Source organism: Nocardia otitidiscaviarum, from assembly GCF_007362295.1.
Classification (GTDB): domain Bacteria; phylum Actinomycetota; class Actinomycetes; order Mycobacteriales; family Mycobacteriaceae; genus Nocardia; species Nocardia otitidiscaviarum.
Genome location: NZ_CP041695.1, coordinates 1148282 through 1167131 on the forward strand (window position 1 = coordinate 1148282; position 18850 = coordinate 1167131).

Consider the following 18850-nt stretch of genomic DNA (forward strand, 5'->3'; position numbering starts at 1 on the left):
CAGCTGCTGTTCCGTCTAGCCGCTGTTCACCCGGGTCGTCGGCGCGTCCGGCCCGGTGCGCAGCCGAGGATCCGGAAGGAGCCGGGCGTACATGGGGACCCCTCCCACCCTGGTGGATATCGCATCGGCACGAGTAACCGACGACCCGCACCGAATCGCTTTTCGGTTCTCGAGCTACCGGGAGGACACCGAGGAGGTCGATTTCCGGCGGCTGTGGGAACGAGTCGCCGCCGTCGCGCAGCGGCTGATCGACACGACCGCGCCCGGTGACCGGGTGGTGCTGCTCTGTCCGCCCGGACCGCATTTCGTCCACGCGTTCTTCGCCTGCCTGGCGACACGCCGGATCGCGGTCGCCGTACCCCTGCCCACCTCGCCGCACCAGGTGGCCGCGGTGACGGCGATCGTTCGCGACAGCGGCGCGGCGGCGGCGATCGCGCCCTTGTCCGCGGTGCCGGTCGACGGGGAAATACTCGGCCGCGATCTCCGGATCATCGATATCGATTCGATAGACGGTGGCACGGGTCTCGAAATACGGTGCGCTGCGCCCACACCCGATGACATCGCCTTCCTGCAATACACCTCGGGCTCCACCGGATCTCCCAAGGGAGTCACGGTGCTGCACCGCAATCTCGTGCACAACCTCGAACTCATCACCGCGAATTTCGGTCTCACCGAGCGCAATTCGCTGGTGTCGTGGTTGCCGCCCTTTCACGATATGGGCTTGATCCAGGGCATGCTGCTGCCGGTGTTCGTCGGCATGCGGGCCACCCTCATGTCGCCCATGACATTCCTGCGCAATCCGCTCACCTGGCTGCGGGCGATATCGGAGAGCGAGAACGTCCTCGCCGGTGGCCCGAATCTGGCGTACGGCCTGTGCACGAAGCGGATCTCACCGGCCGAGGCGGCACTGCTGGATCTGAGCGGTTGGGAGATGGCCTTCGTCGGCGCGGAGCCGGTGGATCCGAAGACCCTGCGCGCCTTCGCCGACACCTTCGCGGTGAGCGGGTTCCGCGCGGAGAGCTTCGTGCCCACCTACGGCCTGGCCGAATCCACCCTCTACGTGAGCGGCGGCCCGGTGGGCGCGGGTGCGCGCCCCCGCAGGTTCTCCACCGACGAACTCGAACGCGGCGTCGCCATCGAATGGCCCACCGGCCGCGAACTGCTGAGTATGGGGCCGGTGCGACCGGAGCACGTCGCCGTGGTCGATCGGGCGACGGGACGACGCTGCCCGGACAACCGGGTCGGCGAGATCTGGCTGCGCGGCGCGAGTGTCGCCGCCGGGTACTGGAACAAGCCGGAGCAGACCCGCGGCGCCTTCGCGGCGACGATCGCCGGGGAGGACGGGGCCGAGTATCTGCGCACCGGCGACCTCGGCTTCGTGTGCGCGGGCGAACTGTACGTCTCCGGACGCAGCAAGGAATTGATGATCGTCCACGGCCGCAATATCTTCCCGCAGGATGTCGAGCGGACCATCGTCTCCAACCACCCCATGCTGCGCCCCGGCGGCTGCGCGGTATTCGCCGCCACCATCGACAACGAGGACCGCGTCATCGCGGTCCAGGAGTTGAACGACACCCTGGAGCCCGGTAGCGCGGCGGCCCTGGAGGGATCGATTCGCGACATCGTCAGCCGCGTGCACGCCATCAGCCTGCATCAGGTCGTCTTCGTCGAGAAGGGCGCTGTGCCCAAGACGACCAGCGGCAAGATCCAGCGGCAGCGGCTGCGCGAAACCTATTCGGCCGGAACGGCATTGGAGGAGAGTGCGCTATGAGCGGTGTGACGGGCAATGCCACCGTGGTGGACTACTTCGTGGACTGGGTCGCGCGGCGGCTGGAACGGGACTCCGTCGACCCGCACGCGCCGCTCACCTCCCTCGGCCTCGATTCGGTGCAGGCCGCCGAACTCATGACCATCCTCGAGGACCGGTACGACACCGAGATCACCGCCGAGGAGATCTTCGACGGGCTGAGCCTGGCCGATATCGCGGCCAAGGTGAGCGCGTCCGGCGCGGAGAACACGGCACGCACCATGGATTTCAGCCTGCTGTTCTTCGCCAGTGACGCGCAGCGCGCCGCCGGGGAACGCTACCGGCTGCTGCTGGAGAGCGCCCGGTTCGCCGATGCGCACGATTTCAAGGCCATCTGGGTTCCGGAACGCCACTTCCACAGCTTCGGCGGCCTCTACCCGAATCCCGCGGTGCTGGGTGCGGCGCTGGCCACCGCCACCGAGCGGGTGCGCATTCGCGCCGGGAGCGTGGTTCTGCCACTGCACAATCCGGTGCGCGTGGCCGAGGACTGGGCGGTGGTCGACAATCTGTCCGACGGCCGGGTCGACGTGGCGTTCGCCACCGGATGGAACGTGGACGACTTCGTCCTCGCCGACGGAAACTACGCCGATCGGGTCGAGATCACCCGCTCGGGCATGGACACCGTGCAGCGGCTCTGGCGTGGCGAATCCGTCGAACTGCCCAATGGTGTGGGCGAGCAGCGCTCGGTGCGGATCTTCCCGAACCCCGTCCAACCCGCACTGCCCACCTGGCTGACGTGCAGCGGCGGGGTCGAACGCTTCGCGATGGCGGGCGCGCTCGGCGCGAATGTGTTGACCGCCTTGCTCTTCCAAGAGGTAGACGAGCTGGCGGAGAAGGTGGCGGCCTATCGCAAGGCGCGGGCGGAGCACGGCCACGGCGTCGACGACGGCACCGTCACCGTCATGCTGCACACCTTCGTCGGCGAGGACGAGGCGCGGGTCCGGCGCACCGTCGAGGGGCCGTTCAAACGCTATCTGGAGGATTCCGTCGACCTGTGGCGGCGGGGCTCGGCCGCGCTGGAAAGCCTGGACGAGCACGCGCGGGCCAAGGTGCTGGACTTCGCCTTCGAACGCTACTACCGCAACAACGGGCTGTTCGGCACCCCGGATTCCGCCAGCTCGATGGTCACCCGGCTGCGGGAGATCGGCGTGGACGAGATCGCGTGCCTGATCGACTTCGGCATTCCCGACGCCGATGTGCTGGAGGGTCTCGCAGCACTGGCTCGACTCGAGAAAAGGGCAGCATAGTTGACCGTTCCGCGATCACTGCCGTTTCCGTTATCGGCTGCCCAGCAAGGGATTTGGTACGCACAGCAGTTATCCGGCTCGACCCCGATCACCAATTCGCTCTGCATCGACCTGCACGGCGACCTCGATCCCGACCTGCTACTGGCCTCGTTCTGGCGCGTGGCGGGGGAGTTCGAGGCCGCCCGCCTGCGCCTGATCGAAACCGACGGCATCCCGATGCAGGTGGTGGATCGGGAGTTGGACGAACCGGCCCGGTGCCTGGATCTGCGCCGCGCCCCGGACCCGGTCGCCGCCGCCCACGAGTGGATGCGCGCGGAATACAGCGAGCCGGTCGACCTGTACGCCGACCGGCTCATCACCACCGCGGTGCTGCGGGTGGAGCAGCGCCGCTGGTTCTGGTACCTGCGCGCCCACCACATCGCCATGGACGGCGTCGCCGCCATGACCCTGCTGACCCGGGTCGGCGCGGTGTACACCGCCGCGGTCGAGGGCGCCGAGCCCGCACCCGCGCGGGTGCACGGTCTGGCCGAGCTGGTCGCCGAGGACGAGAAGTACCGTGCCTCCGAACGTTTCGTCAGCGACCGGGAGTACTGGCGGGAGCGGCTGGCGGGACTGCCCGCGCCGGTGAGCCTCGCCGGTCGCACCGGGCAGGCCGACGCCCACCCGGTTTCGGTGAGCGGGCTGCTCTCCGCCGAGACCGCGCACCTGCTCGACACCGTGGTCAAGAAGCACGCGACCACCCCGGCCGCCCTGATCCTCGCGGCGTTCGGCCTGTTCCTGAGCCGCATGACCGACAGCGCGGATGTCGTTCTCGGCCTGCCGGTATCGGCGCGCGTCACCACCTCGGCGCGGCGGTCCGGCGGCATGCTGGCCAATACCCTCCCGTTCCGGATCACCACCGGCCCGTACGACACCGTCGGCGCGCTCATCGAATCGGCGCAGCGGCAGCTCATCGACGCGCTGCGCCACCAGCGCTACCGCCAGGAGGACATGTTCCGGGATATCGGCCGCCTCACGCCGCAATCCCAGGTGTTCGGGCCGTTCGTGGACCTGATGATGTTCGACACCAAGATCGTCCTCGGTTCGATCGTCGGCCACCTCCAGGTGTTGACCCCGGGGCTGGTCTCGGATCTGTCGGTCAGCTGCTATTCCGGCGCCGGTGCCGAGGCCACCCGCCTGGACTTCGTCGGGAACCACGACCTCTACACCCCGGCCGAACTCGCGGCGCAGCATCGCCGGTTCCTCGGCTTCTTCCACGGTTTCCTGCACACGATCGTCACCGACCCGGACACACCGGTGCGGCGCGTCGACGTCCTCGACGACGGCGAACGCGATCGGCTGCTGCGGCTGTGGAACGACACCGCGCTACCGGTGGACCCGGACCGCACCCTGGTGGACATGTTCCGGGCGCGGGCGGACGAGGCCCCGGACGCGGTCGCCGTGGTATCCGGCGACCGGGCATACGCCTACGCCGAACTCGGCACCCGCGCCCGACACCTCGCGGCCCTGTTGGCCGAGCGCGGAGTGGGACCGGAAACGATTGTCGCCGTGGCGCTTCCGCGCGGCATGGAGCTGATCACGGCGCTGCTGGCGGTACTCGAGGCCGGTGCCGCCTACCTGCCGCTCGACCCGGCGTCACCGCCGGACCGCCTCGCCTACATCCTCGCCGACGCCGCGCCGCGCCTCGTGCTCGCCGACGACAGCACGGCGCATCTGGTCGACCACGAGCGGGTGCCGTGCCTGCGCGTCGACCAGGTGCCGCACGACGGAGCGGCGCGGGCCCGATCGCCGCGGGTGCGTCCGGACAATGCGGCGTATTACATCTACACCTCCGGCACGACCGGAAAACCCAAGGGCGTCGCGGTAACCCACGCGAATGCGGTAGCACTGTTCGCCGGTACGCGGCCATGGGGCGGGTTCGGCCCCGACGATGTGTGGGCCTGGTGCCATTCCCAGGCATTCGACTTCTCGGTATGGGAGATCTGGGGCGCGCTGCTGTACGGCGGCCGCGTGGTGGTCGTACCGCGCGAGGTGGCGTACTCGCCCCCGGAGCTGTGGGAACTCGTCGTGGCGCAGGGCGTGACCATTCTCAACCAGACCCCCTCGGCGTTCTACGCCCTGATCGAATCCCATTGCACGCGTGCGGAGGATGCCAGCGCGCTGCGGCTGGTCATCTTCGGCGGGGAGGCCCTGGACCCGGCCCGGCTGCGGCGCTGGCCGCTGCTGGACACCGCGGCCGCTCCCGCACTGGTCAACATGTACGGGATCACCGAGACCACCGTCCATGTGACGAAACAGCCGCTCGAGCCCGCACATTGGCGCGGTGCGGCGGGCAGCAGCCCGATCGGCCTGCCGCTGGCGAATCTGCGCGTCTATGTCCTGGACACCTGGCTGCGACCGGTCCCGATCGGGGCCGCCGGTGAGCTGTACGTGGCGGGTGGTCAGGTCGGCCGCGGCTACCATGACCGACCGGGGCTGACCGCCGCGCGCTTCGTGGCCGACCCCTTCGACGTGGCCGGTGGCGGACGCCTCTACCGCAGTGGCGATGTGGTCCGCTGGACCGAGGCCGGGGTGCTGGAGTACCTCGGCCGCGCCGACGAGCAGGTGAAGATCCGCGGCTATCGCATCGAACTGGGCGAGATCGAGGCCGTGCTCGCCGCCCAGGACGAGGTGGCGCGGGCCGTGGTCACCACCCGCCCCACCGCGTCCTCGGATCAGCTTGTCGCCTATATGGTTCCGGATCCGGGGGTCGCGCCGGTGGCGCTGCGCTGCCTGGAATTGCGGCGCGACGGCGTCATCGCCGCCGATGAACTGCACGAGCTGCCCAACGGCATGCCGGTGGTGGGCCGCAATCGGTCCAATATCCGCTTCCTGTACGAGGAGATCTTCGAACGGGCGGAGTACTGCGCCTGCGGGCTGACCATTCCCGAAACGGGCTGTGTGGTCGACATCGGTTCGCACGTCGGCATGTTCTCCCTCTACGCGCAGAGCAAGTCACCGGAGCTGAGGATCGTCGCGGTCGAGCCGATGCCGGAACTGCGGCGCATGTTCGCGGCCAACGCCGCCCTGCACGGCCTGAACGCGACCCTGGTGCCCTACGCGATCGGCGCGGCGGCCGAGATGGACACCTTCACCTACTACCCGGAGATGTCGGTACTGTCCGGGCGCGGCAGCGACAGCCACGTACAGCGCGGCATCCTGGAGTCCTATCTGCACAACGAATACCGCGGTGAGAGCGGAGATCCGGGGGAGCGGTACGTCGATCAGCTGATCGCCGACCGGTTGGAGTTCGAACAGGTCGACGTGCCCATCCGCACCCTGTCGCACATCATCGGCGAGTACGCCATCGACCATATCGATCTGCTGAAGATCGATGTGGAGGGCAGCGAACTGGATGCGCTGCGCGGCATCGCATGCGACGACTGGCCGCGCATCGACCGGATGGTCATCGAGGTGCACGATATCGAGGACCGCCTCGCCTGCATCGAGAAGCTGTTGCGGGAGCACGGATTCCAGGTCGCCTCCCGGGTGTCGCCGAAGGTGGAGGGCACCGACCTGCACATCGTCTACGCGGTGCGGCGGGGTCTCGATTCCGGTGTCGACGCCAACCGGGTGAACGTGCTGGAGCAGCGGCCGCGGTGGATGTCGCCGTCGGCGCTCGGCACCCGGATGCGGCAGCGGCTGGGCGAGCGGCTGCCCGGCTACATGGTGCCGGATGTGGTCATGGTCCTGGACGGCCTGCCGCTGACGGTGAACGGCAAGGTCGACAAGGCCGCCCTGCCCGATCCGGTGCTGACCCGCACGGCCTACCGCGCACCCGCCACCGCCATGGAGGAGGTGGTGGCCGGGGTGTTCGGCGAGGTGCTCGGCATCGACCGGGTGGGCGTCGACGACGACTTCTTCGAACTGGGCGGCAACTCGCTGTCCGCGACCCGACTGGCGGCGCGGCTGGCGGACGGCGTGGGCGTCGCGCTGACCGTGCGCCATATCTTCGAGGCGTCGACGGCCGGGGCGCTGGCGGCGCTGCTCGACGAACGCGTCGCGGGCGCGGATGTGGCGCGGGTGGCGGCGGCGCCGCGACTGACCCCGCGGCCGCGCCCGGAGCGGGTGCCGCTGTCGTACGCGCAGCAGCGGATGTGGTTCGTGAACCGGTTCGACCCGGACTCGGCGGCATACAGCATTCCCATGCTGCTGCGGATCGCGGGCCGGGTGGAGGTGGCGGCGCTGACCGCGGCGGTGCGGGATGTGCTCGTTCGGCACGAGGTGCTGCGGACCCGGTATCCCGAGGTGGCCGGCATTCCGTACCAGGTGGTGGTGCCGGTCGAGGAACTGGCCGAGGCCGTGGACTTCGACCTCACGCCGCAGGCGGTGGACGAGGCCGGTGCCCGCGCGGTGATCGCCGATGTGGTGGCAACGGGTTTCGATGTGGCGCAGCGCATTCCGCAGCGGGCACGGTTGCTGTCGGTGCGTCCCGACGAGTTCGTGCTGGTGCTGGTGGTGCACCACATCAATGCCGACGGCTTCTCCATCGCGGTGCTGGCCCGGGATCTGGCCGCGGCGTACGCGGCACGGTGCCGGGGGCGACAGCCGGAGTGGGCTCCGCTGCCGGTGCAGTACGCCGACTACACGCTGTGGCAGCGCGAGGCGCTCGGGTCGGTCACCGATCCGGAATCGCCACTGGCGCGGCAGCTGCGGTACTGGGTGACGCAGCTGGACGGGTTGCCCGAGGTGATGGCGCTGCCCACCGATCGCCCGCGCGCGGCGGTGGCGTCGCATCGCGGCGCGAAGTACGGCTTCGCGGTGGAACCCGAGGTGGTCGCGCGGCTGCGGGAACTGGCGCATACCGGTGGCGTCACGGTGTTCATGATCTTCCACGCCGCCCTGGCGGTCGTGCTGTCCCGGCTGTCCGGCAGCCGGGACATCGCCATCGGCTCACCGGTGTCGGGCCGCGGCGTCGCCGAGTTGGACGATCTCGTGGGCATGTTCGTGAATACGATCGTGCTGCGCACCCGGGTGGACGAGGCGGAACCCTTCGCCGATCTGCTGGCGCGGGTGCGCGGGGTGGACCTGGACGCGTTCGCGCACGCGGAAGTTCCGTTCGAGCAGGTGGTGGAGGCGGTGGATCCGCCGCGCAGCCGGGCGCATCATCCGCTGTTCCAGGTCATGCTGGCCTTCCACAATCTCGACGAGGTCCGGTTCGACTTCCCCGGCCTGGTGGTGACCGGCTCGGGAGCCGACACCGGCATCGAGCGCTTCGACCTGACCTTCACACTGAGCGACACACCGGACGCCACCGGGGCGATACCGGTCGAACTCGGCTATGCCACCGATCTTTTCGATCCGGCCACGATCGAGGCGCTGACCCGGCGGCTGCGCTCGGTGCTGCGCACGGTGGCGCACGATCCCGCCGTCCTGGTGCGCGATATCGATGTGCTGTCGCCATCGGAGCGACACCGGCTGCTCGACGTCTGGGGCCGCAACGATCACGTCGTGGACGGCGTACTGCTGCCCGACCTGCTGGCCGCGGCAGTGGCGAGCAATCCGGACGGCGACGCGGTGGTGGACGGGGACCGGCGGCTCAGCTACCGGGATCTGGATGAACGCTCGAATCGACTGGCGCGCTGGCTGATCGACCGCGCGATCGGACCGGAGGCCGTGGTGGCCGTCGGGCTGCCCCGGTCGCTGGAATGGGTGCTCGCGGTATGGGCGGTCGCCAAGACGGGGGCCGCCTTCCTGTCCGTGGATCCGGCGCATCCGCTGGAGCGCAATCGCTTCGTCTGCGCGGATTCCGCTGTGCGGGTGGGCATCACGGCCCAGCGGTATGCGGCGGCACTGCCCGCCGACGGCATGTCCTGGCTGGTGGCCGATGATCCGGCCGCCAGCTCCGATATCGAGGCGTGCGCGGGCACCGCCGTGACCGACGCCGAGCGGATCGCGGCGCCGCACCCGGCGACCACGGCCTATGTCGTCTACACCTCGGGTTCCACGGGCCGTCCGAAGGGCGTGGAGGTCACGCACACCGGCCTGGCCGCGCTGGTTGCCGACCAGCGGCGGCGCGCCGGGGTGGCCGCCGATTCGCGCGTGCTCGCGGTCGCGGCCCGGACCTTCGACGCGGCGATCCTGGAACTGCTGCTGTCACTGTCCGGCGGTGCGGCACTGGTGCTCGCGCCCGAGGACGTGTACGGCGGGCCGCCGCTGGCGGATCTGCTGCGGGCCCAGCGCATTACGCACGCCTTCCTCACCCCGTCGGTGGCGATGTCGGTGGACCCCGACGGGCTCGACGCCCTCCGGGTCGTCATGACCGGCGGCGACCAGTGTGGACCGCAGCTGGTTTCGCGCTGGTCGGGTACCGATCCGGGGCGGCGGCGCACGGTGCACAACCTCTACGGTCCGGCCGAGGCGAGCATCTGGGTCACGGGGGCGGAACCGGCCGTGGGCCGGTCGGTGGGTATCGGCGGCCCGATCGCCGGGATGTCGGTCGCCGTCCTGGACGAGTGGCTGCGCCCCGTCCCCGCCGGGGTGGTGGGCGAGCTGTACGTCTCCGGTCCCGGCGTGGCCCGCGGGTATCGGGGGCGGCCGGGCCTGACGGCGACGCGGTTCGTGGCCGATCCGCACGGGCGCCCCGGCGAACGGCGGTACCGCACAGGTGATCTGGTGCGCTGGATCGACGACGCGGCGTCCGGCGCCGCCGAACTGGCCTATGTCGGCCGCGCCGACTCGCAGGTGAAGGTACGCGGTCAGCGGTTGGAGCTCGGTGAGGTGGAGGCCGCGCTGAGCGAGGTCGACGGGGTCGAACAGGCGGTCGCCGCCGCCCAGGCCACCGCCGCCGGGACACGATTGATCGCCTATGTGACGGCGTCCGGGTCCGAACTGGACGCGGTGGCGGTGCGGGAGGCGGTGAGCCGACGCCTGCCGGGCTACATGGTGCCCGATGCGGTGACCGTTCTCGACGCGCTGCCCCTGAGCAGCAGCGGCAAGGTGGACCGGCGTGCCCTGCCCGAGCCGGTGTTCGACACGCCCACCTTCCGGGCACCCGCCACACCGGTCGAGGAGACCATCGCCCGGGTCGTCGCCGAGGTGCTTGGCATCGAGCGGGTGGGAGCCGACGACGACTTCTTCGTCCTGGGCGGCGATTCGATCATCTCCATCCAGGTGGTGGCCAAGGCCCGCGAACGCGGGGTGGTGTTCGGCCCGAAGGACGTGTTCGAACAGCGCACGCCCGCCCGACTGGCGGTGATCGCGCGCACCGTCGAGCCGGAGGCCGTCCGCGACACCGTGGACGATGGTACGGGCGAGTTCCCGCTGCTGCCGGTGGCTCGGTGGATGGTGGAGTGGGGCGGCGGATTCCGGCGCTTCGAACAGCATGTGCTGCTGCGACTCCCGGCCGAAGTCGACGCGGCGGCTCTCGCCCTGGCGGTCGGCGCACTGCTCGACCGTCACGACGCCCTGCGGGCCACCCTGCGGCGCAACGGGTTCGGCGACTGGACGCTGGTCGTGCCCGCACCCGGCAGCGTGCTCGCCGCCGACGTGCTGTCCCGGCGGGCGCTCGATCCCGCAACCGACCCGGATACCGAGGCGGGGCGGGCGGCCATCGCGGATATCGCCGCCGCGGCACTGGATTCGGCCCAGGCCGGGCTCGATCCGGCCGCCGGGGCGATGATGCGGTGCGTGTGGCTCGACCCCGGCGATCACGCGCCCGGTTGGCTGCTGATGGTGGCGCACCACCTCGTGGTCGACGGGGTGTCCTGGCGGATCGTCATCCCCGATCTGCTGTCCGCGCTCGCACAGGCGGGATCGGGGACACCGCCGGTGCTGCCGCCCGTCGGCACGTCCCTGCGCCGCTGGACACACGGCCTGCACGCGGCGGCGACCGCCCCGCGTCGGCGCGGTGAGCTGGCGCTCTGGCAGCACATGACGTCCGGCCCCGATCCGCTCTGGGGCGGACGCGATCTCGACCCGGCCGTCGACACCGCCGCCACGCTCGACGAGGTGCGCGTCGAGTTGCCGCCCGCGGTGACCCGTGCGCTGCTGTCGCGGGTGCCCGCGGTATTCCACGGCGGCGTCGACGACGGACTGCTCGCGGGGCTGGTGGTGGCGGTGCGCCGCTGGCGGTCCCACCGCGGTGTGGACGACCCGTCGGTGCTGATCCGGTTGGAGGGCCACGGGCGCGAGGAACAGGTCGTACCGGGAGCGGATCTGTCGCGGACCGTGGGCTGGTTCACCTCCATGTACCCGGTGCGCTTCAACCTGTCCGGCATCGACCCCGACACGGTGGCGGCGGGCGGGGCCGAACTCGACGCCGTGGTGCGGACGGTCAAGGAGACACTGCGCTCGATCCCGGACCGGGGCATCGGCTACGGCCTGCTGCGCCATCTCGACGCGGACAGCGCGAACCGTCTGCCGCACCGCATGCCCGGCCGCATCGGCTTCAACTACCTCGGCCGCCTGGCGGGACTCGGCGATGACGGCATCGACGGCGGGCTGGGCGAACTGCCCGGCACCCCGGATCCGGAGATGCCGGTGACCCTGGCCGTGGATATCAGCGCGATCGTCAGCGGCGACCGCCTGCGCGCCAATTTCCGCTACCCGCGTACGCTGCTGCACCGCGCGGATGTGCACGAGCTGGCGTCGGCCTGGTCGCAGGCGCTGACCGGCCTGGCCGAGCACGCCGAACTGCCCGGCGCGGGCGGGCACAGCCCCTCCGACTTCGCGCTGGTGTCGCTGACCCAATCCGACGTCACCGCACTGGAATCCGCCTACCCGACACTGCGCGACGTGTGGCCGGTGACGCCGCTGCAAGCCGGTCTGCTGTTCCACGCCGAACTCGACACCGACGTCGACCTGTACACCGCCCAGCTGGTGCTGCGGCTGACCGGTGCGCTGGACGTGGATCGCCTGCACGACGCCGCGCGCGCGGTCCTGGACGCCCATCCGAGCCTGCGCACCGCGTACACCACCACCGGCAGCGGCGTCAGCGTCGCCGTCGTCCTCGACGATGTCGAACCGCCCTGGCAGGTAGTGGATCTCACCGATCGGCGGGGCGGTGACGGGTCGGCCGCCGTGGCGGACGCCACCGTCGTTCTCGCGGAGCTGGCCGCCGCGGAGCGGGACCGGCGCTTCGCCCCGGCGTCCGCGCCGCTGCTGCGCTTCGTCCTCGCGCGGCTGGCCGCCGACCGCTGGGCGCTGGTGCTGACCAACCACCACGTCATTCTCGACGGCTGGTCGTGGCCGCTGCTCATCACCGAACTGTTCACCCGCTACGCCGAGCCGGACACCCGCTCCCTCGGCGCGGCCGGATCGTATCGGGACTTCCTGGCCTGGCTGGCCGCCCGGGACGTGGACGCGGCGCGTGCGGCGTGGCGCGAAACCCTGCACGGTGCCGAACCGACCCTGGTCGCGGCGAGCACCGACACCGGGTCCGGCGCGGTGGCCGACTACGCCGTCACCCTCGACGACGCCGACACCCGGGCGCTGCTGGCGACCGCCGCGGCCGCCGGTGTGACGGTCCATACGGTGCTGCAATCGGCCTGGGCGCTGCTGGTCGGGCAGCTGACCGGACGCGACGATGTGGTGTTCGGTTCGACGGTGTCGGGTCGTCCGGGTGAGCTGCCCGGTGCCGAGCGCGCCATCGGCCTGTTCATCAATACGGTGCCGACCCGGGTGCGGCTGCGCCCGGCCGAGACCCTCACCCGGCTGTGGCAGCGTATGCACGACGAGCAGGCGACGCTGCTCGAGCATCAGCATCTCGGACTCACCGATATCCATGAACTCACCGGCTGCGACCGCCTGTTCGACACGGTCATGGTGTTCGAGTCCTATCCCCTCGACGCCGAGCGGATTCGGACGCTCACCGGCCGCGTCGGCATCGGCATCGACGGCGTGGACGCGACCGATGCCACGCACTACCCGCTGACGTGCAGCGTCACCTTGCAGGAGACGCTGCGGCTGCGGTTGCAGTACCGGCCAGAACTGTTCACCGACGCCGCCATCGCCGCTTTCGCTCAGCGCCTACGGCAGGTGCTGGGTGCGATCGCCGCCGACGCGGCCCTGCCGCTGCGGGCCGTGGACCTGCTGCCGCCAGCGCAACGGCGACTGCTGTCGCACCGTGGGCGCGGGGTCGCCGTCGACCCCGGCTCGTCCGAGGTGACCCTGCCGCTCCTGCTGGCCGCCGCCGTGACGGGCGATCCCGAGGGCGACGCGGTCGTGGACGGGGACCGGCGGATCACCTACCGCGAGCTGAACGAGCGGTCGAATCGGTTGGCGCACTTCCTGATCGACCGGGGCATCGGTCCGGAGACGGTGGTGGCGATCGGGCTGCCGAGGTCGCTGGACTGGGTGACGGCGGTCTGGGCCGTCGCCAAGACCGGCGCGGCCTTCCTCTCGCTCGATCCCGGGCATCCACTGGAACGCAACTCCTTCATGTGCGCCGATTCCGCTGTGCCGGTGGGCATTGCCGTCACCCGGCAGGCGTCGGCACTGCCGAGCGAGACCATCGGCTGGCTGGTGGTCGACGATCCGGCCGTGGCGGCCGACATTCGGCAGTACCCGCCGACACCGGTCACGGTTCGGCCGCACCCGGACGGCACCGCCTACATCGTCTACACCTCGGGCTCGACCGGCCGCCCCAAGGGCGTCGCCATCACCCACACCGGACTCGCGGCCCTGTGCGCCGAACAGCGCCAGCGATTCGGAGTGACCCCGGACGCACGGGTGCTGAGCGTGGCCGCCCGCACCTTCGACGCCGCCGTCTTCGAACTGCTGCTGGCGCTGTCGGGTTCCGCGACGCTGGTGATCAGCCCGCCCGACGTCTACGGCGGCCGAGCCCTGGCCGACCTGCTGCGCGCCGAACGGGTCAGCCACGCCGTGCTCACCCCGGCCGTGGCCGCCACCGTCGACCCCGCCGGGCTCGACGACCTGGAGGTGCTTACCCTCGCCGGTGAGGCCTGCCCGCCCGCCCTGGTCACCCGCTGGTCGCATACCGACAGCGCGGGTCGACGGCGGGTGCACAACCTGTACGGCCCCGCCGAGGCCACGATCTGGGTGACCGGCAGCGCCGACCTGCGTGCCGGCGCCCCGGTGCCCATGGGCGCGGTCGTCGCCGGAATGACGGTGCGCGTGCTGGATTCGTGGCTGCGGCCGGTTCCCACCGGTGTGGTGGGCGAGCTGTACGTCTGCGGCGCGGGACTGGCCCGGGGCTATGCGGGCCGCCCGGCACAGACCGCCGCCCGGTTCGTCGCCGACCCCAGCGGTGAGACCGGACGCCGCATGTACCGCACCGGCGATCTCGTGCGCTGGACGACAGACGAAAACGGCTCGGGCGCGGCGGAACTGGAGTTCGTCGGACGCGGTGACGGACAGGTCAAGGTGCGGGGACAGCGTCTGGAGCCGGGGGAGGTCGAAGCCGCCCTGACCGACCTCGCCGGTATCGACCGGGCCGTCGTGCTGGTGCGCACCCCGGCGGACGGCGGCGGCGCGCGCCTGGTGGCCTATGTGGTGGCCGATCCGGGCCACCGCCTCGATCCGGCCCGGATCCGGGAAGCCGTGGGCCGACGTCTGCCCGGATACATGGTGCCGGATGCGGTGCTGGTGCTCGACGAGCTGCCGCTGACGGTGAACGGCAAGGTGGACAGGGCGGCGCTGCCCGAACCGGTATCGGCCCGGGCCGCCTATCGCGCGCCCGCCACGCCGATCGAACAGCGGGTGGCGGCCATCGTCGCCGAGGTGCTCGGTACCGGCCGCGTCGGACTCGATGACGACTTCTTCGCGCTGGGCGGCAACTCCCTGTCCGCCACCCGACTGTCGGCGCGGCTGGCCGACGGGATCGGCGTCACGGTGGGCCTGCGCGATATTTTCGCGCGGCCGATGGTGGGCGAGCTGGCGGCGACACTCACCGCCCGGGTGGCGGAATCGACCACCGGCGCGGATGTTCCACCACTGCGGCCGCGGACGCGCCCGGAACGGGTGCCGCTGTCCTTCGCGCAGCAGCGCATGTGGTTCGTGAACCGCTTCGCACCGGACTCCGTCGCCTACAGCATTCCCATGGTGCTGCGGCTGACCGGTCGTGTGGACGTGGCGGCGCTGTCGGCGGCGGTATGGGATGTGCTCGGCCGCCACGAGGTGCTGCGCACGCGCTACCCCGACGCGGACGGGGTTCCCTACCAGTCGGTGGTGCCGGTCGCTGAGCTTGCCGCCGCGGCGGAGGTGGACACCACCCCGCGTCCCGTGGCAGCCGCCGCTGTCGCTGCGACCGTCGCCGCCGAGGTGGCGGTGGGATTCGATGTCGCGCAGCGGGTTCCGCTGCGGGTGCGGCTGCTGTCGGTGGGGCCCGAGGAGTTCGTGCTGGTGTGGGTGGTGCACCACATCGGCGCGGACGGTTTCTCGATGGGTCCGCTGGCCCGCGATCTGGCCGAGGCGTATCGGGCCAGGTCCGCCGGACGGCACCCGGCGTGGGCGGCGCTGCCGGTGCAGTACGCCGACTACACCCTGTGGCAGCGTGAGCTCCTCGGCTCGGCGGACGACCCGACCTCGCTACTGACACGGCAGCTCCGGTACTGGTCCGAGCAGTTGGACGGATTGCCGGACACCCTGGACCTGCCGACCGACCGTCCCCGCCCGGCCGTGGCGTCGCATCGGGGAGCCACCCTCCACGTCACGGTGGCGCCGAGCGTGGTCGCCGGGCTGCACGACACCGCCCGCGCCCGCGGCGTCACGGTGTTCATGATCGTCCACGCCGCCCTGGCGGTCGTGCTGTCGCGGCTGTCGGGCAGCGCCGATATCGCCATCGGGTCGCCGGTCGCGGGGCGCGGCGCGGCCGAACTCGACGGTCTCGTCGGCATGTTCGTGAACACGGTGGTGCTGCGTACCCGGATCGACGAGTCGGCCACGGTCGCCGACCTGCTGGCCGAGGTGCGCGACGTCGACCTGGAAGCGTTCGCGCACGCGGAGATTCCGTTCGAACAGGTGGTGGAGGCGGTGGATCCGCCGCGCAGCGAGTCCCGGCACCCGCTGTTCCAGGTGATGCTGGCCTTCCACAATCTCGCCGACGCCGACATCGCCCTGCCCGGAGTCGATGTCGTCGCATCGGGTGCCGACACCGGCGTGGAACGGTTCGATCTGACCCTCACCGCCGCCGACACCCCCGACGAACGCGGGGCCATGCCGATCGCGATCGGCTACGCCACCGATCTGTTCGACGAGGCCACGGTGTCCGCGCTCGCGCAGCGGCTGATTCGCGTACTGAGCGCCTGCACCGCCGATTTCGACCGCGCCGTGCGGGATATCGACATCCTCTCGGCCTCCGAACGGCACAGCCTGCTCTCCGAATGGGGCCGCGCCGACACCGTCCCGGCCTCCGCCGGCGGCACGCTGCCCGAACTGCTGGCACGGGCCGTGGCGGCGAATCCGAACGGGTACGCGGTCGTCGCGGGCGAACGCCGCCTGACCTACCGGGAGGCGGACGAACACACGAATCGGTTGGCGCGCTACCTGATCGAGTGCGGGGTCGGCCCCGAGTCGGTGGTCGCCATCGGCATACCGCGGTCGCTGGAATGGGTGTTGGCGGTCTGGGCCGTCACCAAGGCCGGGGCCGGATTCCTCTCCCTCGATCCGGCGCATCCGGGCGAGCGCAATCGGTTCCTGTGCGCCGATTCCGAGGTGCGTGTGGGGATCACACGGGAGCGCCACCGTGCGGAGCTGTCGGACGCGGTGCCCGAATGGCTGGTCGTGGACGCTCCGGAAGTGGCGCAGCGGGTTCGCAACCAGCCCGCCACACCGGTGACCGACGCGGATCGGCGCGGTGCGCTCCATCCCGACGCCCTCGCCTACATCGTCTACACCTCGGGGTCGACCGGCCGTCCGAAGGGCGTCGCGGTCACCCATGCCGGATTGTCCGCGGTCGCCGCCACCCAGGCGCAGCGGTACGCGATCGACACCGAGTCGCGGATACTGGGCGTGGCCGCCCGCACCTTCGACGCCGCCGTACTGGAGATCCTGCTCGCCGTCCCCACCGGCGCGACGCTGGTGCTCGCGCCCGCCGATGTCTACGGCGGCGAACCGCTGGCCGAACTCCTGCGCGCCCAACGCATCAGCCACCTCTTCTGGACCCCGGCGGTGGCACGGTCGGTGGACCCCGACGGGCTCGACGCACTGCGGGTGGTCACGGTCGGCGGCGAGCACTACCCACCGGATCTGGTGGCACGGTGGTCGCGCACCGACACCGCACGTGCGCGGCGCTTCTTCAATGTCTACGGCCCCACGGAAACCACCGTCATCGTGACCGTCAGCCCCGAACTCCGCGCGGGTGACCCGATCACCCTCGGCGCGGGTATCGCGGGCATGTCAATGCGGGTGCTGGATTCGTCGCTGCGGCCGGTTCCGGTCGGCGTGGTGGGTGAGCTGTACGTGTCGGGCCCCGGTGTGGCACGCGGGTATCGGGGTCGCGCGGGGTTGACGGCGGGACACTTCATCGCCGACCCCTACGGGCGGCCCGGCGAGCGGCTGTACCGCACCGGCGATCTGGTGCGGTGGGTGCACGGCGGCGAATCCGACTCCGCCACCGGGATTCTGGAGTATGTCGGCCGGTCCGACTTCCAGGTGAAGGTCCGCGGTCAGCGTCTGGAACCGGGTGAGGTCGAGGCCGCGCTGACCGGGGTGACCGGCGTGGCGCAGGCCGTCGCGCTCGCGCACGGCAGCGAGGACGCCGCCGGAGCGCGCTTGGTGGCCTACGTGGTCGCCGCGCCCGGAACCGAGCTCGATCCGGCAGCGGTGCGGGAGTCGGTGCGCCGACGCCTGCCCGGCTATCTGGTTCCCGATGTGGTGACGGTGCTCGACGAACTGCCACTGACCAGCAGCGGCAAGATCGACCGCCGCGCACTGCCGGAACCGGTGCTCGCCCCGCACGAGTTCCGGGCACCGGCCACCCCCGCCGAACAGGTGGTGGCCGAGGTGTTCGCCGAGGTGCTGGGCATCGACCGGGTCGGCGCGGAGGACGACTTCTTCGCCCTGGGCGGCGATTCCATCGTCTCCATCCAGGTGGTGGCGAAGGCGCGGGCCCGGGGCGTGGCCTTCGGCCCGCGCGACGTCTTCGAACAGCGGACGGCGGCGCGCCTGGCGGCCGTCGCCGACACCACCGCGGCCGCCGGGGTCACGCTGGCGGAGCTGCCCGGCGGCGGTGTGGGCGAACTGCCGCTGCTGTCGGTAGCACACTGGATGGTGCAGTGGGGGAAGGGCTTCCGGCGCTTCGAGCAACACGTGGTGCTGCGGCTGCCCGACGGCGTGACCGAAACCGGGCTGCACGACGCGCTGGGCGCGCTGCTGGACCACCACGACATGCTGCGCTCGACGCTGCGGTGCGATGCGTCCGGACAGTGGTGGATCTCGGTCGCGCCGCCGAGCACGGTCGCCGCCGCGTCGCGGCTGCATCACCGGCCGATCGACCCGGAGCTGGTATCCGACGGCCTGGAGGCCGTCACGAATATCGCCGCCGCGGAGCTGGATTCGGCTCTGCGAGCGCTCGATCCGGCCGCCGGGGCGATGGTGCGGTTCGTCTGGCTCGACCCCGGCGATACGCCCGGTTGGCTGCTGGTGGTGGTGCACCACCTGGTGGTCGACGGCGTGTCCTGGCGCGTGCTGGTCCCGGATCTGCTGTCGGCACTCGACCGGGTGCGTACCGGCGCGGCCCCCGTTCTCGCCCCCGTGGGCACCTCGATGCGGCGGTGGGCGCACGGCCTCGTCGCGGCGGCCGCGGAACCGGCTCGGCTGGCGGAACTGGAGCTCTGGCAGGGCATCGTCGACGGAC

At 71.2% G+C, this 18850-nt stretch carries 3 protein-coding genes (1 of these 3 only partly in view); all 3 read left to right on the forward strand.

The annotated features are described in order from the left end of the window. The first annotated feature begins 91 nt into the window (after positions 1-91). Tightly spaced (each overlapping or abutting the next), the 3 genes in view from FOH10_RS04760 to FOH10_RS04770 form a layout consistent with a single transcriptional unit that may run on beyond the window. On the forward strand, positions 92-1771 hold the full coding sequence (locus FOH10_RS04760; RefSeq protein ID WP_143979774.1) for a fatty acyl-AMP ligase: 1680 nt from the start codon (positions 92-94) through the stop codon (positions 1769-1771). Then, a complete protein-coding gene (locus FOH10_RS04765; RefSeq protein WP_143979775.1) occupies positions 1768-3054 on the forward strand; it encodes a MupA/Atu3671 family FMN-dependent luciferase-like monooxygenase in 1287 nt (428 codons plus the stop codon). The genes FOH10_RS04760 and FOH10_RS04765 overlap by 4 nt, the downstream gene beginning before the upstream one ends. After that, positions 3055-18850, forward strand: partial view of a non-ribosomal peptide synthase/polyketide synthase gene (locus tag FOH10_RS04770; RefSeq protein ID WP_143979776.1) — the 5' portion only. It continues 12752 nt past the right edge of the window; only the first 15796 of its 28548 coding nucleotides appear in the window; its start codon is at positions 3055-3057; its stop codon lies beyond the right edge, outside the window.